The sequence below is a fragment of the Arthrobacter sp. Edens01 genome, from assembly GCF_001307035.1.
Taxonomy (GTDB): Bacteria; Actinomycetota; Actinomycetes; order Actinomycetales; family Micrococcaceae; genus Arthrobacter_B.
The window spans coordinates 511,402-531,766 of record NZ_LKIU01000002.1; the positions used below are offsets into that span (position 1 = coordinate 511,402).

Below are 20,365 nucleotides of genomic sequence, written 5' to 3' on the forward strand. Positions count from 1 at the left end.
CACGCTAGGCGCGCAGGCCGAAGAGACTCCGGCACAGCAGGGAAAAACGGGCATAAAAAAGGCGCCCCGGTTTCCTGTGGAGGAGGGGCGCCTTCGGATCAGGTCCGGGAACCGGATCCGATCATACGTCTGGCTAGCTTGCAGATGCCGCCGGAGCAGGCGAAGCGGCAGGTGTGGGAGCCGGTGCGGATTTGGCTGCAGACTCCTTTGCGCCGGTGTCCTTGGAAGGTGCCGCCGGGACCGTCGAGGCGGCATCCCGCGAGTCGGTGCGGTAGAAACCGGAGCCCTTGAAGACCACGCCTACGCTGTTGAACTTCTTGCGCAGGTTTCCGCCGCACTCCGGGCACACGGTCAGGCTGTCATCGGTGAAGGACTGCTGGATGTCGAACGCGTGGCCGCAATCCTTGCAGGCATATGCATACGTGGGCACTCTTACTCCTCCTGAAGGGCGAAAGGAAGGCCTCAGCAGTGCCGGCGCCCGCCTTGGGCGGCTGACTGGCACTCTGTGGCCTAGAGTGCTAAGTATACACCTCCCGGCCGTCTGCACGGGTATAGCCGGACGGGGTGAGGATGCCGTCTACGGGGACGTCCAGGGCATCGGCAGGCAGTCCGCCGGCCGGAACGAACTCGTGATCGTGAACCAGTGCCACTACGGGTGCCGTGCCGCCCCGGGCACGGAACGCGGTAAGGAACCTGTCGTAGTAGCCCCCGCCCTTGCCCATGCGAACGCCGTCGGACGCGGCTGCGAGGGCCGGTATCAGCAGCAGGTCGAGTCCCAGCACCCGGGTGAGGTCCAGGCGCGGACCAGCGGGTTCAGGTATTCCGGGGAACAGGCCCGGAACCAGCTCGGTGTCCGGTGTCCAGACGCACCATGAAAGCTGATGATCGGGTTCGCAGACGGGCACAACCACTGTGTGGCCGGCCAGCGTGATGGCCTGAAGGAGGTCCGTAGTGTCGGGCTCCTTTCCGGCTGAAAGGTAGCAGCTCACCAGTGAACCGGGTTTCAGCGGCTGCAGCAGGGGAGCAGCGGCGGTTCGGAGTTCCTGTGCCGTTGACACGGTTTCAGGCAGGTCCCGCCGGAGCTTCTTGAACCGGGAACGGACCTGTTCTTTCATTTCGGCGCTCATGGGCCCATTCTGCCTGTTTGGGCGGGGCATTTGGCGTGCCACGTGATCGTTTAGGTACTCTTACCGTCATGACCTCACGCCCAAAGATCACCAAAGCCGTAATTCCCGCCGCCGGTTTGGGGACGCGTTTCCTTCCTGCCACCAAGGCAATGCCGAAGGAAATGCTTCCGGTCGTGGACAAGCCGGCCATCCAGTACGTTGTCGAAGAAGCAGTCAACGCGGGCATGCCGGACATCCTGATGATCACCGGCCGTAACAAGCGCTCCCTCGAAGACCACTTCGACCGGGTTCCCTTCATCGAGCAGACGCTCAAGGACAAGGGCGACGACGAGAAGCTCGCGCTGGTCCGTGAGTCCTCCGAACTGGGGGAGATCCACTATCTGCGCCAGGGCGATCCCAAGGGCCTGGGCCATGCTGTCCTGCGCGCCAAACTGCACATCGGTGACGATCCCTTCGCCGTGCTGCTCGGTGATGACCTCATTGATGCGCGCGACCCGCTGCTTGAGACCATGGTGGAGGTCCAGGCGAAGACCGGCGGTTCCGTCGTTGCGCTGATCGAGGTTGAGCCTGACCAGATCAGTTCTTACGGCTGCGCCGATATCTCCGTGATTGAGGGCGAGGACTACGTCCGCGTCAACAAGCTCGTGGAGAAGCCCGACGCCGCAGACGCGCCGTCGAACCTGGCCGTCATCGGCCGGTACGTGCTGCACCCCTCCGTCTTCGATGTCCTTGAAGAAACCGGCCCCGGCCGCGGCGGGGAAATCCAGCTGACCGACGCCCTGCAGACCCTTGCATCCGCTGAGGGCGAGGGCTCCGGCGTTTACGGCGTCGTCTTCCGCGGCCGCCGCTATGACACCGGTGACAAGCTCAGCTACCTCAAGGCCGTCGTCACCCTCGCATCCGAGCGCGAAGACCTTGGCCCGGATCTGCGTGCGTGGCTGAAGGATTTCAACAGCTCTATCGAAGACTAGCCCCGTGCTGGGGTCGGCCATCTGGCCGGTGACGCTGGAGAACGGCGACCTCATCCTCAGGCCAATCCGCTACCGGGACCGCACCGAATGGAACTCGGTGCGGTCCCGGAATGCGCAGTGGATCGGCCCGTGGGAAGCGACCAACCCGTTGCCGGGCACCGACCTGCCGACGTACGCCGGCATGGTCCGCAGCCTCAACCAGCAGGCGCGGCAGGACACAGCCCTCCCATTTGTGATCACCGAACGCCAGGGCAGCCTGCGCACCCCGCCGCCGATCGTGGGACAGCTGACGGTGTCCTCGATCATCTGGGGATCAGCCCGGATGGCGACGCTGGGCTATTGGGTGGACCAGGCGCACGCGGGCCGGGGGATTGCACCCACGGCCGTGGCGATGGCCACCGACCACTGCTTCCGGGTGCTGGGTCTGCACCGAATGGAGATCAATATCCGTCCGGAGAACCGGCCAAGCCTCCGCGTAGTGCAAAAGCTGGGTTTCCGGGAAGAGGGACTGCGGAAGCGCTACCTGCACATCGCCGGTTCCTGGGCAGACCATCTCAGCTTCGCAATCACCGCCGAAGAAGTACCCGAAGGGCTGCTGGCACGGCTGGCATCAACGCGCTGACTTCGGGTTTTGGGTCAACAGGTTTTTCCGAAGTGACTCGACACACCCCCGGTAATGCCGGAGGAGATGACTGTTTTCTTCTACGGTCATAGATGTGGACTTCCCTCTTAACAGCTCCCTGGTCCTGGCAGCCGCCGTCGGGCTCTGGCTGCTGTGGGTCGCCCCTCAGTACCTGCATGGAAAACAGGTGCCGGCCCCCTCCCAGGGGCGTGCCGGCACCGCAGTCCGCGCAGCCAGCAGTGCCGTCACCGAACCGGACCCAAGCTCTCAGGGGAAGACCATGCACAACACCAGCACTGGCGTTCAGCACACGCCGCTCCCGCAGGGAGGCTCCGGGCACGGATCCGGATCGCCGGCGGGCCAGGCTACCCCGGCAAACGCTTCCCGGTCGCTGCAGGTGCGCTATGGCCGGCTGACGCTGGCCGTCCTCGGACTGCTCTTTATCCTGACTTTCCTCGCCGGAGGAACCGTTGCACTGTTCGGACCCCTTTCCGGCTGGATTCCCGCCGGTGCCGCGCTGGGCACCGTTGCAGTTTTCGCCTCGCTGCGAAGCCTCGCTGTCCGTGACCTGCGTGCACGCCGTGCGCGCCAGGCAGCAGCAGCGGCCCGCAGGAAGGACTCGGTGCCTCCTGCTGCTCCTGCGCCCCACAATCCACGCGCAGACAAGGTGTTCGACGCCGTTGGCGAAGACGCTGCCCGAAAGGCTGCATCCCCTGCAGCAGCAGAGCCGACCCGCCCTGAGGCACCGCAGCCCAAGCCTGTGCCCCGCCTGACCGCGCAGGAACTGCGCGCAGCGGCCCTGGCCGAAGCTGCAAAGAGTGCGGAAGCATCGTCCTGGCAGCCGGTCGCAGTGCCGAAGCCGACGTATGTCGATGCGCCCGTGGCGCAGCGCCCGGCGCCTGCGCCGCTGGCCGCGCCTGCCTCACCCAGGCCTGTCCTGAAGACTCCCATCCGTCCCGTGGCCACTCCCGCGGCCGGAAGCACGGCCATTGAACCGCGGCCCGCCACCGGGATCCTCAACCTGGACGACGTTCTCCAGCGACGGCGCGCCTAACCGAAGGCGTGGTTCCTCCTCCCCGCAGCCGGTCCGGAGCCGGCCGCAGCGGGGCCCAGCGCGGCAGGCTCCGGTCCGCTGAGGACCGGGGACTGCTTGAGAGCCGGGCCATGGCAGTCCCGCTCGCGGAACTGCTGACCGCCGGTGGACTGGTTCTGCATTCGTTCAACCATGAGCGCACCTTCGACCGTCCCGGCGCCGGAGTCACCGTTCTCTTCCGGATCCAGGCAGTGGACCAGGACGGCGCGGAGATAACCGTCTACGCCGGTGCCACGACCTCGCCCGCGGCAGCCCGGGGCCCTGCCCTGCGCACCTCCCTTTCAGGAACGCAGCTGTTCCTCTGGCTGCACCCCCGTGATCCGCTTCTTCCGGACCTGGCCTGGGCCCTGTCTCCCGAGGATCTGGCCCGCGATGTGTTCGCACCCGGCACCAGCCCCGCAGGCGTCGGCGTGCGGGTCACCGGTTACCGGCCGCTGCGCCGCGCCGTGGTGCACGCTTCCTCAGGTCTCGACGGTGTGTACCTCAAAGTGGTCCTGCCCGGCCAAGCTGAGGAACTGCGCCACAGGCACCGGCTCCTCGCGGCATCCGCAGTACCCGCGGCCGCGCTTCGTCCGGGACCTGCCCACCGCAGTGCCGTCGTGCTTGAACAGCTAACGGGTACCCCCCTTCTGCGAGGACTGGCAGCCGGCTCGCACGGACTTTCCGCAGGGGACCTGACCGGTTTGCTGGATGAACTGCCCGCAGCTGCCCTGGACCTCCGGCGCCGGCCTGCCTGGGCGGAGCGTTCGCGTGCCTACGGCCAGGCGGCCGCAGCCCTCCTGCCTGGCCAGCGCATGCGGGTTCAGGCCCTTGCAGCAGGGGTGGAGTCGCTGGTTGCTGAACTGGACCCGGGACCCGTTGTTCCTGTCCATGGGGACTTCTATGAAGGAAACCTCCTGGCCGCGGCGGGACGGATCACCGGGGTGCTGGATGTTGACGGGCTGGGTCCCGGGCACCGGGTGGACGACCTCGCGTGTTTCATCGGACATCTGGCGGTATTGGCCAGGCTCTCGCCTGACTCAGCCCTGCCCGGCGAACTCGCAGCGTTCCAGGCCGGGTTCGAATCCGCGGCAGCAGCTGCCGGCAGTTCCCCGGCGGCACTGAACGCACGGGCTGCCGGAGTTGCCCTCAGCCTGGTCCCCGGCGCCCGCGCCGGGAGGCTGGACCGGGAGTCCAATGCCCTGGCCCGGCTGGAAGCGGCTGAGCACCTGCTGGAGCAGGCACAGGGCCGCGCCGCCTGATTGCGGTGCGGCGGCGGGCAAAAACCGTCGCAATATCCGGTCCGCCGTCCCGCCTGCGTAGGCTAAAGGAATGCAATCAAGCACCAGCGCACCACATCCGGACCCGTTCACTGCCATCGGTCTGGACATAGGCGGCAGCAAGACCCACGGCATACGCCTCGAGGGGCAGACCGTCGCAGCGGAGGCGGTCACGGGCAGCGCGAACGTGCAGAACGTCACCACGGAGCAGGCACGCCACAATCTTGCGGAGATCTTCGCAGCCCTGGGCACCGACGGCGTCTCGCGGGTTGTTGCCGGCTCCGGGGGAGTGGACACTGCCCAGGACGCTGCAGCGCTGCAATCGCTGATCCTTGAACACGTGCCCACAGCTGAAGTAACCGTTGTGCATGACACCCGGCTGATCCTTGCGGCCGGCGAAGCGCCCTCCGGCATCGGCCTGATCGCCGGTACCGGTTCGGTGGCCTGGGGGATGGACCAGACAGGGGCCCAGGCCCGTTCCGGCGGATGGGGCTACCTGCTGGGTGATGAGGGAAGCGCCTACTGGATCGGCCGTGAAGCAGTCCGCCACGCGCTGCGGCTGCATGACACGGGCCAGCAGCCGGACCGGCTTTCAGCGGAGCTGCTGCTCGCCGTCGGCATTGAGTCCCCCGACGCGCTGATCGCACGTTTCCACGGCGGAACCGGCCGCCGGTACTGGGCCTCGATGGCGAGGGTAGTGTTCGACGCCGCGCAGGAAGGGCACGCACCCAGCCGCAGCATCATTGCTACGGCGGCCCGCGACCTGGCTTCCCTGGTTGCCGACGTCGCGGCGCAGCTGGGCATCAGCGGCCCAGTGGTAGTCGGCGGCGGAATCGGGGTGCACCAGCCGCTGCTCCAGGAGCTGCTGACCGCCGGGCTGTCCGCCCGCGGCCTGGGAGACATCCGTTTCCTCACCCAGGACCCGGTCTTCGGCGTCCGCTACCTCCTGCAGGACTCCGCCGCATGAGCCGGGACTTTGACGTGCGTGTTGGCGCCTATGCCGTGGTGGTCAGGGACGGGAAAATCCTGCTCGCCCACTGGAACCAGCACGGCAACTCGGCCTGGACCCTGCCGGGCGGTGGACTCGAGTTTGGTGAGGATGCCCCCACCGCCGCCGTGCGGGAGGTGCAGGAGGAAACAGGCTTCCGCGTCGAACTGCAGGACCTGCTGGGAGTGGACAGCCACTTCGTGCCCCCTGAACGCCGGATGCGCGGAGAGGGACGGATGCTCCATGCACTGCGGGTGATCTACCGCGCCCGGGTCACGGGCGGCTCACTGGTCAACGAAGCGTCCGGAAGCACGGATGAAGCCGCCTGGTTCCCGCTGGATGATGTGGAGGGCCTTGAACGCGTGGGGCTGGTCGACGTGGCCCTCAAACTCCTCGCCGCTGCTCCCGGCAGTGGTCCTGCACCTATTCGCTAGCCGCGTAACCGGGCTTTCCGCTGGACTCGGGGGCACGGAAACACATAGCTTAAACCCACGGCTTGTAAGCATGCTGCCGTTTAATAGAGCGTATGCGAGCCTGTCGCACCCAACCACGGAGGCAGCCATGTCCATGCCGGAATCCTCAGCATCCCCTTCGGACACAGCCGAGCCCATGATCCGTTTCCGGGACGTCACCAAGTCCTATCCCGGCTCGGACTCCCCGGCCGTGGACAATCTGTCGATGGACATCGCCAAGGGAGCCATTACCGTTTTCGTGGGCCCCTCGGGCTGCGGAAAAACCACCTCCCTTCGGATGATCAACCGGATGGTTGAACCCACCTCCGGAACAATCCACGTAGACGGCATGGATGCTTCGAAGGTCGCTCCCTCGGCGCTGCGCCGTTCAATGGGCTACGTTATGCAGTCCTCCGGGCTCCTTCCACACCGCACGGTGCTGGACAACATCGCCACCGTCCCGCGCCTTAACGGGGTTCCGCGCCGTCAGGCGAGGGCCCGCGCTGCGGAACTGCTCGACGTCGTGGGCCTGGACCCGGGGATGGCCAAGCGTTACCCGGGACAGCTCTCCGGAGGGCAGCAACAGCGGGTAGGTGTCGCCCGTGCACTCGCCGCTGACCCGCCCGTGCTGCTGATGGACGAGCCGTTCAGCGCCGTCGACCCCGTGGTGCGCAGCGAACTGCAGCAGGAACTGCTGCGCCTGCAGCGGGAACTTGCCAAGACGATCGTGTTTGTCACCCACGACATCGACGAGGCGACGGTACTCGGCGACAAGGTGGCCGTCTTCGCCGTTGGCGGCAGGCTTGCCCAGTTTGACACCCCCGAGGGCATCCTGCGTGCCCCCGTGGATGACTTCGTAGCGGGCTTCGTGGGCAGGGACCGCGGCTTCCGGCACCTGGGATTCCAGCCCGGCAAGGAAGTACCCGTGTATCCGGTGCAGACACTGGACCCCGATCAGCTTGCGGACCGCAGCGTGCCGGTCCGGGATGGCTGGGCGCTGGCCGTCGACCATGGCAGCCGCCCGCTGGGCTGGGTGCCGGCGTCAAGCCGGGACTCCGTGACCTCCTCCGAACACGTGGTTCCGGGCGGGTCCCTCCACCGGCTCGGTGAGAGCCTCCGCAGCGCCCTGGACGCCGCACTTTCTTCGCCTTCCGGGCTGGGCGTCGTGGTGGACGCCGATGGCCGGGCTGCGGGAATCGTCCGTGCCGGTGAGATCTTCGAACTGATTGAAGCCGCCCGGCTGCGGCGCGGCAGGGCACTGCACGGTTCGGAGGTCTGAGCATGGACTGGTTCCTCTCCAACACGGAGATGATCTCCCGGCTGACCGCCCTGCACCTCTTCCAGGCTGTGGTTCCGCTGATCCTTGGCCTGCTGATCGCGCTGCCGCTGGCGCAGTTCGCCCGGCTGCACCGCCTCGCCGGAGGTGCCATCCTGGGAACATCGGCCATCCTCTACACGATTCCGTCGCTGGCACTGTTCGTCCTGCTGCCGGTAATTCTCGGGACAAAGGTCCTGGACATCACCAACGTGGTGGTTGCCCTGACGATCTACGCCGTGGCTCTCCTGGTCCGCTCCACCGTTGATGCCTTGAATTCAGTGGACGACGACGTCCGGCAGGCCGCCACGGCCATGGGCTACAAGCCGCTGCGCCGTTTCCTCGCCGTCGACCTTCCGCTTTCCCTGCCCGTGCTGTTCGCAGGACTGCGGGTGATCTCGGTGTCCAACATGTCTCTGGTGAGCGTGGGCGCGCTGCTCGGCATCGACAGCCTGGGCCGGCTGTTCATGGACGGTCTGTACCGGAACTTCCTCACCGAAATCGTGATCGGCATCGGCCTGATCCTCCTTCTGGCGCTTGTGCTGGACCTGGTGCTGGTCCTGGCGCAGAGGCTGCTTACTCCGTGGACACGTGCCGTGCGGAGCACCAAGCCAAAGCTGCCGCTGAACACGGTTGAAGCGCGGACGGCGGCACGCTGATGAATTACTCAAGCGACAACGTCCTGGTCCAGATGTTCGAATGGCTCACTGCGCCATCATCGTGGGAAGGCAGCCGGGGAATCTTCGCACGCATCCTGGAGCACCTTGGCTACACCGCGCTCGCAGTGGGCATCGCAGCCCTGATCGCTGTACCGCTGGGCCTGTACATCGGGCACACCGGCCGCGGCCGCGTCGTCGTCGTCTCCGGGGTCGGAATCCTGCGTGCCCTGCCCACGCTGGGTCTCGTGTTCCTCTTTGTACTCCTCGCCGGGGTCGGCCTGATGCCGCCCATCTGGGCGCTCGTGCTGCTGGCAATTCCGCCGCTGCTCGCGGGTGTCTACGCCGGAATATCGTCCGTGGACCGCACCGTCGTGGACGCGGCCAGGGCCATGGGGATGAGCGAAACACAGATCCTGTTCAAGGTTGAGCTGCCCAACGGCCTGAAGGTTGTCTTCGGGGGCGTGCGGGCCGCGGTGCTCCAGGTCCTGGCCACTGTTTCAGTGGTGGCCTTCATCTCGCTGGGCGGATTGGGTGTTTACCTGACCGAAGGGACACAGCTGCGCGACAATGGGCGGCTCTTCGGCGGCGCGCTGCTGATCGCGCTGCTGGCCCTTGCCGTTGATTTGGTGCTGGCGGCCGTCCAGCGCCTCGTACTTTCGCCGGGACTGCGCAGCAGCAGCTCCCGGAAACCGGCCACACACCGCAGCCGGCAGGTATCTCCTGCAGGCGTCCAAGGAGGAAGAACAGCATGAAAACAATTACGCGCCAGGGCAAAAGGAAGGCCCTTACCGGTGCCGCTGGCCTCGCCGCGGTCGCAATGCTCGCGGCCTGCGGGGCGAACTCGGATCCGCAGAGCGTGGAGTCATCGACGGCTCCCACCGGCGTGGAAGACTCCTCCACGGTGGTTGTGGGTTCCGCAGATTTCCCTGAATCCCAGATCATTGCGGAGATCTATGCCGGAGCGCTGAATGCCAAGGGCATCCAGGCAACCACCCAGCCCGGCATCGGCTCCCGCGAAATCTACTACCGGGCGCTGGAAGACGGCTCCGTGCAGATCATTCCGGACTACAGCGGCAACCTGCTGCTCTTCGCCGACACAGAGGCCACCGCCCAGTCGGCCGAGGAAATCATGGACGCCCTTCCGGCGGCCCTGGAAGAGGAGTCCCCGGACATGAACATTGCCGTCCTGGAGCCCGCCGAAGCTGAGAGCAAGGACGCGCTGGTTGTTACCCAGGCGACCGCGGAAAAGTATGGACTCACCTCGCTCGAGGATCTGGCGGAGGTGTGCGGTGAAATCACCATTGCTGCTCCCACCACGTTCCAGGAGCGGGCCTACGGGCTGCCCGGCCTGAAGGATAAGTACGGCTGTGAGCCGGCCGGTTTTGAAGCCATCAATGACGGCGGCGGCGAAGCCACGCTCCAGGCCCTGCTGACGGACAAGGTGCAGGCGGCGGACATCTACACGACCACCCCCTCCATTGAGGAGAACTCACTGGTGGTCCTGGAAGACCCGAAGAACAACTTCATTGCCCAGCAGGTGGTTCCCCTGGTGAACATGGATGCGGTCAACCAGGAAGCACAGGACGTGCTCAACAGTGTGTCTGCGATCCTGACAACCGAGGACCTCATCGCCCTCAACCAGGCAGTCTCCGGGGACCAGAAGCAGGATCCGCGGGATGCAGCCCGGGCATGGCTCGAGGAAAAGGGACTGGCCTAGTCCGCAACAGCCGCACTTCCCCTTAACGAGATAGCAGAAACTGCCCTTTTCGCTCGCGAAACGGGCAGTTTCTGCTATCTCGCGTCTTCAGTGGGGAGGGGATGAACCGGTTATGGCATTCTGTGTAGATGGCAGAATTCACCCAGTCTCAGAAGCTCCACAACGTCCTCTATGACATCCGCGGGCCGCTCCTTGAGCATGCCCAGCGCATGGAGGCGGCGGGGCAGCGGATCCTCAAGCTGAACATCGGCAACCCGGCGCCGTTCGGGTTTGAGGCACCTGAGGCGATTCTGGTGGACATGATCCGCCACCTGCCTACAGCCCAGGGTTACAGCGACTCCCGCGGCATCTTCTCCGCCCGGACCGCTGTTGTGCAGTACTACCAGAGCCGCGGCATCCACAACATTGATGTTGACGACGTCTACCTCGGCAACGGCGTCAGCGAACTAATCACCATGTCCCTGCAGGCGCTGCTGGACACCGGCGACGAGATCCTGGTGCCCACCCCTGACTACCCGCTCTGGACGGCATCGGTCTCGTTGGCGGGCGGCACAGCCGTCCACTACCTCTGCGACGAGGACAACCACTGGTGGCCCGATGTCGAGGACATGGAAGAGCGGATCACGCCCCGGACCAAGGGCATTGTGCTGATCAACCCCAACAACCCCACGGGCGCCGTGTACCCGGAGTATGTGCTCCGCCAGATCGTGGACCTGGCCCGGAAGCACGACCTGATCATCTTCGCCGACGAGATCTACGAAAAGATCCTGTACGACGGCGCCGTGCACATCAACGCTGCGACCCTCACCGGCGACGACGTTCTGTGCCTGACCTTCAGCGGCCTGTCCAAGGCCTACCGGATTGCCGGTTTCCGCAGCGGCTGGATGACAATTTCCGGTCCCAAGCGTGCCGCGGCAGACTACATCGAGGGCATCAACCTGCTGGCCAATATGCGCCTCTGCGCCAATGTTCCGGCCCAGCACGCCATCCAGACTGCGCTCGGCGGCTACCAGAGCATCAACGACCTGATCCTTCCCGGCGGCCGGTTGAAGGCGCAGCGCGACCTTGCCTACAAGATGCTCAATGACATCCCGGGTGTGAGCGTGGAGAACGCTGAAGGAGCCCTGTACCTCTTCCCCAAGCTGGATCCGGAGGCCTATCCGATCCAGTCCGACGAATTGTTCGCACTGGACCTGCTGAAGCAGCAGAAGATCCTGGTCTCCCACGGCACGGCGTTCAACTGGATCCGGCCCGACCACTTCCGCATGGTGACGCTTCCGGCGCTGGAGGACATTGAAGACGCCATCTCGCGGCTCGCCGAGTTCCTCAGCACCTACAAGCCGTAGCGGGAGGCCGGGCAGCTACTCGGAGGTTTCACGGGCTGCGCGTGCAGCTTCCAGACGCTGCCGCGCGCCCTCCAGCCAGGACTCGCAGCGCGTCGCCAGCGCCTCGCCGCGCTCCCAAAGGGAGAGGGATTCCTCAAGACTGGCGCCGCCCGCCTCCAGACGGCTCACGACGGCCACCAGTTCATCCCTGGCCTGCTCGTAGCTCATCGCTTCAATGTCTGCAGGCAGTGCTGCTGCTTCGTTCATGGTGTTCTCCTTGGTTCTGGAAAGATCTGAAAAGTAGGGGAAGCGCTAGCGGTGCCCGGTGGCTACGGCGTCGAGCTGGCCCGCCGCGACCCGGATGCGCAGCTGCGCCTCCGTCTCCACGGCGGCCGCATCGCGGACCACGGAACCGTCCGCCAGCTGCACGACGGCGTAGCCCCGGTCCAGGGTTTTCTGCGGTGAGAGGGAGCGGACCTGGGCACGCAGGTAGCTGATCCGGTCTGTGTCCCGCCGTACCTCTGAACGCATGGCCGAGAAAGCACGGTCCCTCAGCCTGCCGATGTCTTCGCTGCGGCTGGCAAACATTGTTTCGGGAGCCGAGAGGACCGGGCGGGTCCGGATGTGCGCCAGCCGGTCGGCTTCACGGCTGAGCATAAGCTCCATGATGCGCCGAAGCTGTGAGCGGGCCGTGCCGATCCGGGAGAGCTCCTCGCCGACGTCCGGCACAATCCGCTTAGCGGCATCCGTCGGCGTGGAGGCGCGGAGGTCGGCAACTTCGTCGAGCAGCGGCCGGTCAGCCTCATGGCCGATGGCGCTGACAACCGGTGTCTGTGCGGCTGATACCGCCCGGACAAGATCTTCGTGGCTGAAGGGCAGGAGGTCCTCCATGGACCCGCCGCCGCGGGCAATGACAATCACGTCAACTTCGGGCAGGGCGTCCAGCTCGGACAGTGCCCGGGTCACTTCGGCGACCGCGTTCACGCCCTGCACTGCCACCTCGCGGACTTCGAACTGCACCGCGGGCCAGCGCAGCGACGCGTTCCGCATAACGTCCTTCATGGCATCGGAGTTGCGTCCGGTGATGAGTCCAATTCGGTTCGGCAGCAGCGGCAGCCGTTTCTTCCGGGAAGCCGCAAAGAGCCCTTCGGCAGCCAGCGCCTGCCGCAGCCGCTCAATCCGCGCCAGCAGGTCCCCGAGGCCGACGGGACGGATGTCCCGGGTCTGCATGGACAGCCGGCCGGTTTTGACCCAGAAGTCCGGCTTGATCAGGGCCACCACGCGGGCACCGCGCTCCAGCGGCAGTTCGAGCCGGTTCATGACCGTGCTCCAGACCGTCAGGGAAAGCGAAACTTCGGCGTCGACGTCGCGCAGCGTGATGAAGGATGCGTTGGAACGGCGGTTTAGCTCAATGACCTGGCCTTCAACCCAGGCGGCCGGTGCGCGGTCAATGTACGCCTTCAGATTCTTGGACAGGAGGGCCAGGGGCCAGGGATTCTCAGGGGACGTCAGGGCTGCCGTGGGCGCAAGCGTATTCCCCGCATCTGCGTGGCCGGGTTCCTGCGCTTCTGCGTCATTCTGCATTCTGTGAAACTCCTGTTACTCCAGCGGCAGGCCGGTGCCTTGGCGGTGACGGTCCTAAGGCTATTGTCTATCAGGTGGCCCGGACACATTGCGTCCCGGTCCCCGGAGCCGTGGAAAACGGTTCCACTCATGAGTGATGAAATACCGCCGGTTGATCCGGCGCCACAGCTGGAATGGGGAACTATGCGCACATTCGGATCGGCGGTCCTGGTACTGGCAGCGCTGCTGCTCGCCGGAGCCGCGGTATGCGGCGCCTGGTTGTCGCAAAACGCCGTCTCGGCACAGGGGTTCTCCCAGCTGGCCGAGCCGCTGGGGGAGGACGAAGCGTTCCAGTCCGAGCTTTCCTCCGCGGTCGCGTCGCAGGCCAGCGCATCCCTCAGTGAAGGACTGCCCGCAGGACTGGCCGCGCTGGTTGAGCCGGTTATTGAGAACGTCGTGTCAGGGTTCCAGCAGGCACCGGGCTATCCGGAGGCGTGGACACAGACGCTTGAACGCTCCCATGCGGCAACCTTCGATTCCGGAACGCCTTCCCTGGACCTCGGTCCGCTCCTGAACCTTGTGAGTTCGGAGGTGGCCGGCGAGATCGGTACCGAACCGGCCGACGCCGGACAGCGGCTGCTCACGGTTTCCAGTGCGGAGTACAGCAGGGAACTCGAAACGCTGGTGCGCTTTTCGGATTCATGGCCCCTGTTCGCCGCTGCCGGTGTCCTGGCTGCCCTGCTGGGGCTGCTTGCGGCCCGACGCCGTTCCACCACCGTTGCGCTGATCGGTGCAGGTACGGCCGGGATGGCCGGTGCCCTGTGGCTGGCCTCCGGTGCCGCCGCGTCGATCGTGGAGAGACAGACCCCGGCCAACCCGGTGGCATCTGCGTTCACGGCAGGCTTTGTCCCGCTCGCCGAATCCAGCTTCCACTCCTGGCTGGTTGTGATGCTGATTGCCGCAGCTGTGCTCTTTGTCCTGGGGCTGGTGTTCCGAGTCGCGGCCGGAAACCGGCGGACTGTGCGCTGACAGCGGACGTACCCGCCCCGGCTCGGGGTCCGTCCGGCCTACCGGCTAGCATGGAGTCATGACCAGCACAGCCGTTTCCGTGCCGATGCCCACCGTGCCACGCCGCCGCCGCAGCCCTGAAGAGGTCGCTGCCGCTGCTCCGGTGTCCGGAGCGCGCCGGGTCCTGCTCGCCGCTCCGCGCGGCTACTGCGCCGGCGTCGACCGTGCGGTGATCGCCGTCGAAAAGGCGCTGGAGCACTACGGCCCGCCCGTTTATGTGCGCAAGCAGATCGTGCACAACCTGCACGTCGTCAGCACGCTGGAAGAGCGCGGCGCCATCTTCGTCGATGAGACGGACGAAGTTCCGGAAGGCTCCCTGCTGATCTTCTCCGCCCACGGAGTCTCTCCCGCCGTCGTCCAGTCTGCTGAAGACCGCGGCCTGCGCACCATCGACGCCACCTGCCCGCTGGTCACTAAGGTCCACCGCGAAGCCGTGCGCTTCGCCCGCGACGACTTCGACATCCTGCTCATCGGACACGAGGGGCATGAGGAAGTCGAAGGCACCTACGGCGAGGCGCCGGAGCACATGCAGATCGTCAACGGACCCGAAGACGTGGACAAGATCCAGGTCCGGGATCCGGACAAGCTCATTTGGCTTTCCCAGACCACCCTGTCCGTGGACGAGACCATGACCACGGTGAAGCTGCTGCGGGAGAAGTTCCCGAACCTGCAGGATCCGCCCAGCGATGACATTTGCTACGCCACCTCCAACCGCCAGGCGGCGATCAAGAAGATCGCTCCGGACACGGACCTGGTGATTGTGGTCGGCTCGGCGAACTCCTCGAACTCCGTGCGGCTGGTCGAGGTTGCCCTTGAATACGGCGCCAAGGCGTCCTACCGGGTGGACTTCGCCAATGAGGTGGACGAGTCCTGGTTCGAAGGTGTCTCGACCGTGGGCGTGACCTCCGGTGCATCGGTTCCGGAGAACCTGGTCCAGGACGTTCTCAACCTGCTGGCCGAGTACGGCTACGGGGACGTCGAGGAAGTCGTGACGGCGGAAGAGGACATCATCTTCTCCCTGCCCAAGGAAATCCGCGCCACGCTCAAGGCCATGGGGGATTCCTCCCGAGGACTTGGCGGCCGCCGCTCCTAGCCCGTTTCCCGGCACCGCGGTGCCGGGTTCGGCTCTGACGGCCTGCCCCGGTAACATTTACTAACGTGGCTCTTACTATTGGCATCGTCGGCCTGCCCAACGTCGGCAAATCAACCCTGTTCAATGCGCTGACCCGCAACAACGTGCTGGCGGCGAACTATCCGTTCGCCACGATCGAGCCGAATGTCGGCGTCGTATCCCTTCCGGATCCGCGCCTGGCAAAGCTCGCCGAGATCTTCGGTTCGGCCCGCATCCTGCCCGCAACCGTGTCCTTCGTGGACATTGCCGGCATTGTGAAGGGCGCGTCGGAGGGCGAAGGCCTGGGCAACCAGTTCCTCGCCAACATCCGCGAAGCCGAGGCTATTGCCCAGGTTATCCGCGTCTTCGACGACCCCGATGTGGTCCACGTGGACGGCAAGGTCGATCCGCGCTCGGACATGGAGACCATCAACACCGAACTGATCCTCGCGGACCTCCAGACCCTGGAGAAGGCCATTCCGCGCGTGGAGAAGGAAGTGAAGATCAAGAAGCGCGACGCCGCGCAGCTGGCTGCCATGCAGGCCGCCCAGGCTGTGCTGGAGCGCGGGGATACGATCTTCTCCTCCATCGCCAGCGACAAGCTGGACATGGAGCACCTGCGTGAACTGAGCCTGCTCACCGCCAAGCCCTTTATCTACGTCTTCAACGTTGATGACGCCGTCCTGGGCAACCCGGACCGCCAGGCTGAGCTGCGTGAACTCGTGGCTCCGGCCGATGCCATCTTCCTCGATGCCAAGCTCGAAGCCGACCTCGTGGAGCTGGACGAGGAAGAAGCCCGCGAGATGCTGGAGATGAGCGGCCAGGAGGAGTCCGGCCTGGACAAGCTGGCCCGCGTTGGCTTCCACACCCTGGGCCTGCAGACCTACCTCACTGCCGGTCCCAAGGAAACCCGTGCCTGGACCATCCGCAAGGGCGACACCGCGCCCCAGGCTGCCGGCGTCATCCACAGCGATTTCCAGCGCGGCTTCATCAAGGCCGAAGTTGTCTCCTTCGACGACCTGGTCGAAGCCGGTTCCATGGCTGAGGCCAAGGCGCACGGCAAGGTCCGGATTGAAGGCAAGGACTACGTTATGGCCGACGGCGATGTGGTGGAGTTTAGGTTTAACGTTTAGTTCCTGATCAGTGGGACTCGTGAGGGCCGCTGAGAACACGTGTTCTCAGCGGCCCCATTGCTTCCTTGCTCATTGTCGAGTTGAACCGATGAAGCAGACCATGGCGGAGTTGTTCTCCTAGAATGTTGATGATCGTCCGCGCGAGCCGCGCCGACAGCAGTGGCCGGACTCGCATGGGCCACCAGGCGCGCACTTGAGGACTCCGGACCTCGGGAGGATCCCCGCTGCCAGAACCTGTTATGGACTGCGATTCCATGGTGCGGGATAGCCCAAGACAATCTCGACCTCTAAGAACTTCCACCCCCGACACCTTGAGAAGGACTTCCAGCCAAGTGTGACGCGTTTCGTATTGCCTCCTCATTTAGGGGTAGAAACCATAATTCTCAATGGCAACTTTTTCTTCGACAGGTCGACCGGTGTCATCCGCGACGACACTGTGGCACAGGCCTATTCAAGGATGCTAAGCGTCATGTGCCTAAGGGTGTTGACGCCCACCATTGTCGGCGGGGCCCTCGGCAGGGATGAACTCTTCAAATTTCACTAGGGTGGGCAAACTAGTGGGCGCGAGCGCCCGCTGAACGACGGCGTCGGGTCCGCGGAATTCGTGGACCGCCACGAACATCTCTTCCCACACATGGAAGTGGTACTCAGCTCGCGCCTCGCCCTCCCACCCGAAGCTGGCGATCACTTCGAATCCTCGGCGGTCTCGGTCGGTTTCATCGGGAACAATCGTCAACCCTGCATTCGCCAAGAGTTTTTCCATCCAGCCCGAGTTGTAAGTCGCTGCGATGACAAGTCGGTTGCGCAAAATGTCGCGGACGGCTCGCTGAGGGACCTCCCACAAGTAGAACGGCAGCACTCTGGAACTGTAAGTGTCTTGGTCGTTATCCGGGATCATTGACAGAGTAATACTGTTTCGATCACCTATTTCTTCGTGCAGCAGGCCTCTGACATCGTGGTTCAGCGAGGTCGATAGGATATCTTCTGAAGAGACCCCGTCGCTGTTGTAGATGAGGGAGTATCCGACAAAGCCTCCGAGTTCAAAGTACGCATTTCCGTCACGTCTGGCCTGCCTAATCGCGCGTCGCAGTTCTTTCCAGTGGGGCTTCTGTTCTTCCGGAAGTGAGATCGGGAAGACGTGCTGGTTTCCGATTTTGGTGGACTTGTGGAGTGGGGCATTCTTGCTCGCAGTCGCAATTTCCATCCGCGCGAGCTGCCGCTCAATGCGACGATCAGCGCGTCGCCGACGGGTGGTATTCGGCGTATGGTCCGGGTTGCTGTGTGGAGGATCCGTGACGTAGGAAGGAAACGGTTCTGTGCTGATCGCAGTGATGCCTAAAGTGACGGTGGTCTTTCCTCCCTCGATTTCGCGTTCGTCTAGCCGTGAAGTTTTGAGTTCAATCGTTCGGTAGTCTGCTTCAGCGGCCAGGCCTGTCGGCCGCATAAAGGTAAGATCGCCGATGCGAAGCACATTGGTAATGTCGTGCACTATGGGAATTCCCCACTCGGAACTCGTCATCGAGCGGGCGAATTGGAAGGCACCGCGGTGCCCTTCTGACCACGATGAAGGGACTGGCACAGGATCATTTTCGGCAAGCGCATATATGACCTGCCGGTTCAATAGCAGTGCCTGCCACGCAATAGCGTCTCCTAAGCGTCGAGACTGCCAACGGACCCAACGTAACTTGTTTAGGTAGTCTAGGACCTCCGCGTTTTTTGGCCCTCTTCTTTTGGCCTCCGCGATTGCGGTCTGAACCTCGACTTGGAGTTCGAACAACTGCTCCTGCAAATCGAGATAGGCGTCCAGGCCCTCATCGAACAGCTTTCCTCCGCTGACCCGTTGGGCCCTTTTCTCCAACTTCACGAGAATCCCGAGAAGAACTTTCTCGTCTCCGCTCATGACTGCTTATCTCTCATGACCGAATGGTACTGGACAGGCGGACTCTACCCGGCGGCGACGGCTGCTCGTGGAGTGCCGGCCATGGCGACGGCGCCGCTATGATTGCACAGACATACTCAGAGGTTCTCTCGTTACTGACTTCCGCACTCATTACAGGTTCGAGTTAGTTTCCGTAGGGCCCATCGGCGGCCACGGAATGTGGTGCAGCGTTAGGTGGTGTTCAACCTCTAGCATTCTCGACGAGCGGACATCGTTGTGCTTTCGAGTGAGCCACCGAAATTGTGAAGTGACGCCGGTGCCAAGCTCCTGGTCTTCCATCCCGTCCTCGGTCATGTCGGTTAGGCGGTACACGTCTGCGACGTGAAGTGGTGGGGGTGGATGCCTGCCCCCTTGTTTGCAGCTGCATCGTGTTAGTCGAACCGCCGTGTGCGGGAGAGTGAAGCTATTGCGTACTCGGGTCGCTCAATTGCACTCGGCTCGCCGGGCGAGTGACCCTCTGTTGTTGGAGATGTTTGTTACGGTCTGCACATGGGGAAAAGCTTGTGGGACGGTCACCAATATCGAGCGAGCGAGCAGAGGGCTGACCTTCTAAACGCCCTTGATGAGGCACTGGTTGTGGTCGACACCAATGTCCTGCTCGATTTGTACCGATACGTTTCCTCGCCACGCGAGGCGCTCCTTGACGCGCTGCGTTCGCTGGGTGACCGTATTTTCATTCCATATCAGGTCAGCGTCGAATTCTGGCGCGGTCGTGAAGGCGCCCTGAATGATTCGGCGATCCGAAGGCCGAAGGCCCTTGAAGACTTGAGTGCAGCTCAAGACTCGGCGGTGCAGGTGTTTAACGAATGGGCAAACCGAGTTGCTCTCGACGAAGGAACCCGGCGGGATGCGCATGGTGCACTCGCAAAGGCGTTTGAGCAAGTCACCAAGACGATTGAAGGGTTAGTCGGTCCTGAGCGTGCGATGCGGGTGGTGGATACGAACAGCGACTCGATCCTTGGGGAGATCATCGATCTTTGCGACGGCAAAGTTGGCCTCCCCCCAGAACTCCCAGTGATTGAAACGCGAACAAAAGAAGGCATGAGGCGGGCGGCCGCAGGTGAACCTCCCGGATACAAGGACAAGAAGAAGGAACCTGCTCGAGTAGTCGGAGACTACTTGCTGTGGTGCGAGGCGATCGACACAGCGGCTGAACGCGGAGCTGATCTCGTTCTAGTCACCCGCGATACGAAGGAAGACTGGTGGAAGATCGTTGGCGGTGAACCTGTTGGCCCGCGGGTTGAGCTTCTCGAAGAGTTTTGGGTTAAAAGTGCGGGCAAACGCGCGTACTTCTTGAGGCCCTCACAGTTCGTCTCAATGGTTGCTGAGAAGGCCGGACAACCGACATCGGAGACCGTCGGCCAGCTGGCCCGCGCTGAGCGCTCACAAACTGGAGGGGCATGGAACTTTGCAACGGCATCCGAGTTGATTTCGGCTCTTCGTGAGTGGTATCCACCCCAGTACGAAGCTATGAAGTACGCCGCTCTGCACTCTGGTCGTATACCTAGGGAAAAAATCTACGAGCTAAGCGGCTACCAGAATGACCGCACCCTGCGGGGGTTCGGGCGGCCCGTAAACCGTTTAGCCCGTAGCATCTACGACCCTACTGACGCCATGGAAGACTTTCCCCCTGTTTTCGATTCCTACTATGACCCAGCCGTTTCGTGGGTCCAGGCAGCAGGCTTCGAAGTGGACGGGGACCTAGCGTCGGCAATGCGAGCAGTGCTCTCGCCCGCAGACAATCCGGCTAAAGACGATTAGGGCGAGTCCGGGAGAGGGACGCAGTCGAGAGGATCGTTTCGCTCTTTAACCTCAACGTAGAGCAACCTAGAAAGCGGTCTGTAAAACCTGATATCTGTGTACTTCTCCGCCCAGCCAGCGCACGGTGGCTGTATAGCCACCCTTCCGTACAATAGGTTATTCGGCTACGGAACGTGGTGGAGTTTAGATTTAATGTATAAAATCTTCGCCTGAATCAATAGAAATGCCGCCCTCCCTGAAAACGTATGAGGGCGGCATTTCT

At 63.8% G+C, this 20,365-nt stretch carries 20 protein-coding genes; 15 read left to right on the forward strand and 5 right to left on the reverse strand.

Going from position 1 to position 20,365, the window contains the following annotated elements:
- Positions 1-133: 133 nt before the first annotated feature.
- Together AO716_RS02820 and AO716_RS02825 are read right to left on the reverse strand one after the other, a co-directional pair.
- Entirely contained in the window at positions 134-430 is a 297-nt protein-coding gene (locus AO716_RS02820; protein WP_055239423.1) for an FmdB family zinc ribbon protein, read from the reverse strand.
- Positions 431-518: 88 nt separating this feature from the next.
- Positions 519-1,127 carry a 5-formyltetrahydrofolate cyclo-ligase gene (locus AO716_RS02825; RefSeq protein WP_055239424.1) on the reverse strand — a complete coding sequence of 203 codons (609 nt, stop codon included), beginning with the start codon at positions 1,125-1,127 and terminating at the stop codon, positions 519-521.
- A gap of 68 nt (positions 1,128-1,195) precedes the next feature.
- Here AO716_RS02825 and galU point away from each other — a divergent pair, with 68 nt between their 5' ends.
- The 11 genes from galU to AO716_RS02880 all read left to right on the forward strand — a co-directional run bounded on the left by galU (position 1,196) and on the right by AO716_RS02880 (position 11,549).
- Positions 1,196-2,098, forward strand: a complete 903-nt coding sequence (gene galU, locus AO716_RS02830) for a UTP--glucose-1-phosphate uridylyltransferase GalU (RefSeq protein WP_055239425.1) — start codon at positions 1,196-1,198, stop codon at positions 2,096-2,098.
- Positions 2,099-2,102: 4 nt separating this feature from the next.
- Entirely contained in the window at positions 2,103-2,720 is a 618-nt protein-coding gene (locus tag AO716_RS02835) for a GNAT family N-acetyltransferase (RefSeq protein WP_055239426.1), read from the forward strand.
- Between the two features lie 94 nt (positions 2,721-2,814).
- Positions 2,815-3,774: a hypothetical protein gene (locus AO716_RS02840; protein ID WP_055239427.1), complete on the forward strand. Its 960-nt coding sequence runs from the start codon at positions 2,815-2,817 to the stop codon at positions 3,772-3,774.
- Between the two features lie 110 nt (positions 3,775-3,884).
- Positions 3,885-5,054, forward strand: a complete 1,170-nt coding sequence (locus AO716_RS02845; protein WP_152969832.1) for a phosphotransferase — start codon at positions 3,885-3,887, stop codon at positions 5,052-5,054.
- A 70-nt stretch (positions 5,055-5,124) separates the two neighbouring features.
- Positions 5,125-6,039: an N-acetylglucosamine kinase gene (locus AO716_RS02850; protein WP_055239429.1), complete on the forward strand. Its 915-nt coding sequence runs from the start codon at positions 5,125-5,127 to the stop codon at positions 6,037-6,039.
- Positions 6,036-6,494 (forward strand): NUDIX hydrolase, encoded by a 459-nt coding sequence (locus tag AO716_RS02855; protein ID WP_055239430.1) that lies wholly within the window; start codon positions 6,036-6,038, stop codon positions 6,492-6,494. Before AO716_RS02850 ends, AO716_RS02855 begins: the two co-directional genes overlap by 4 nt.
- Before the next feature lie 127 nt (positions 6,495-6,621).
- Positions 6,622-7,791, forward strand: coding sequence for an ABC transporter ATP-binding protein (locus AO716_RS02860; protein ID WP_414826573.1), 1,170 nt, complete (start codon positions 6,622-6,624; stop codon positions 7,789-7,791).
- A gap of 2 nt (positions 7,792-7,793) precedes the next feature.
- Complete coding sequence (locus AO716_RS02865) at positions 7,794-8,486, forward strand: ABC transporter permease (RefSeq protein ID WP_055239431.1); 693 nt, start codon at positions 7,794-7,796, stop codon at positions 8,484-8,486.
- Positions 8,486-9,238, forward strand: a complete 753-nt coding sequence (locus tag AO716_RS02870) for an ABC transporter permease (RefSeq protein WP_414826574.1) — start codon at positions 8,486-8,488, stop codon at positions 9,236-9,238. The genes AO716_RS02865 and AO716_RS02870 overlap by 1 nt, the downstream gene beginning before the upstream one ends.
- Positions 9,235-10,203, forward strand: coding sequence for an ABC transporter substrate-binding protein (locus AO716_RS02875; protein WP_055239432.1), 969 nt, complete (start codon positions 9,235-9,237; stop codon positions 10,201-10,203). Before AO716_RS02870 ends, AO716_RS02875 begins: the two co-directional genes overlap by 4 nt.
- A 128-nt stretch (positions 10,204-10,331) precedes the next feature.
- Entirely contained in the window at positions 10,332-11,549 is a 1,218-nt protein-coding gene (locus AO716_RS02880) for a pyridoxal phosphate-dependent aminotransferase (protein WP_055239433.1), read from the forward strand.
- Positions 11,550-11,564: 15 nt separating this feature from the next.
- Here AO716_RS02880 and AO716_RS02885 read toward each other — a convergent pair whose 3' ends face one another.
- On the reverse strand, positions 11,565-11,795 hold the full coding sequence (locus AO716_RS02885) for an exodeoxyribonuclease VII small subunit (protein WP_055239434.1): 231 nt from the start codon (positions 11,793-11,795) through the stop codon (positions 11,565-11,567).
- A gap of 45 nt (positions 11,796-11,840) precedes the next feature.
- Positions 11,841-13,112 (reverse strand): exodeoxyribonuclease VII large subunit, encoded by a 1,272-nt coding sequence (gene xseA / locus AO716_RS02890; RefSeq protein ID WP_055239435.1) that lies wholly within the window; start codon positions 13,110-13,112, stop codon positions 11,841-11,843.
- Between the two features lie 129 nt (positions 13,113-13,241).
- Between xseA and AO716_RS02895 the strand changes: the two genes are divergently transcribed.
- From AO716_RS02895 to ychF, 3 genes are all read left to right on the forward strand, one after another.
- A complete protein-coding gene (locus tag AO716_RS02895) occupies positions 13,242-14,120 on the forward strand; it encodes a hypothetical protein (RefSeq protein ID WP_152969833.1) in 879 nt (292 codons plus the stop codon).
- Between the two features lie 58 nt (positions 14,121-14,178).
- Positions 14,179-15,252, forward strand: a complete 1,074-nt coding sequence (locus AO716_RS02900) for a 4-hydroxy-3-methylbut-2-enyl diphosphate reductase (protein WP_055239437.1) — start codon at positions 14,179-14,181, stop codon at positions 15,250-15,252.
- A gap of 65 nt (positions 15,253-15,317) precedes the next feature.
- Positions 15,318-16,403, forward strand: a complete 1,086-nt coding sequence (gene ychF / locus AO716_RS02905; RefSeq protein WP_055239438.1) for a redox-regulated ATPase YchF — start codon at positions 15,318-15,320, stop codon at positions 16,401-16,403.
- 475 nt (positions 16,404-16,878) lie between these two features.
- On the opposite strand, the gene AO716_RS02910 is transcribed toward ychF, so the two are convergent.
- On the reverse strand, positions 16,879-18,303 hold the full coding sequence (locus tag AO716_RS02910; RefSeq protein WP_055239439.1) for a hypothetical protein: 1,425 nt from the start codon (positions 18,301-18,303) through the stop codon (positions 16,879-16,881).
- A gap of 528 nt (positions 18,304-18,831) precedes the next feature.
- Between AO716_RS02910 and AO716_RS02920 the strand changes: the two genes are divergently transcribed.
- A complete protein-coding gene (locus AO716_RS02920) occupies positions 18,832-20,103 on the forward strand; it encodes a PIN-like domain-containing protein (protein WP_055239441.1) in 1,272 nt (423 codons plus the stop codon).
- The last annotated feature ends 262 nt before the right edge of the window (positions 20,104-20,365 follow it).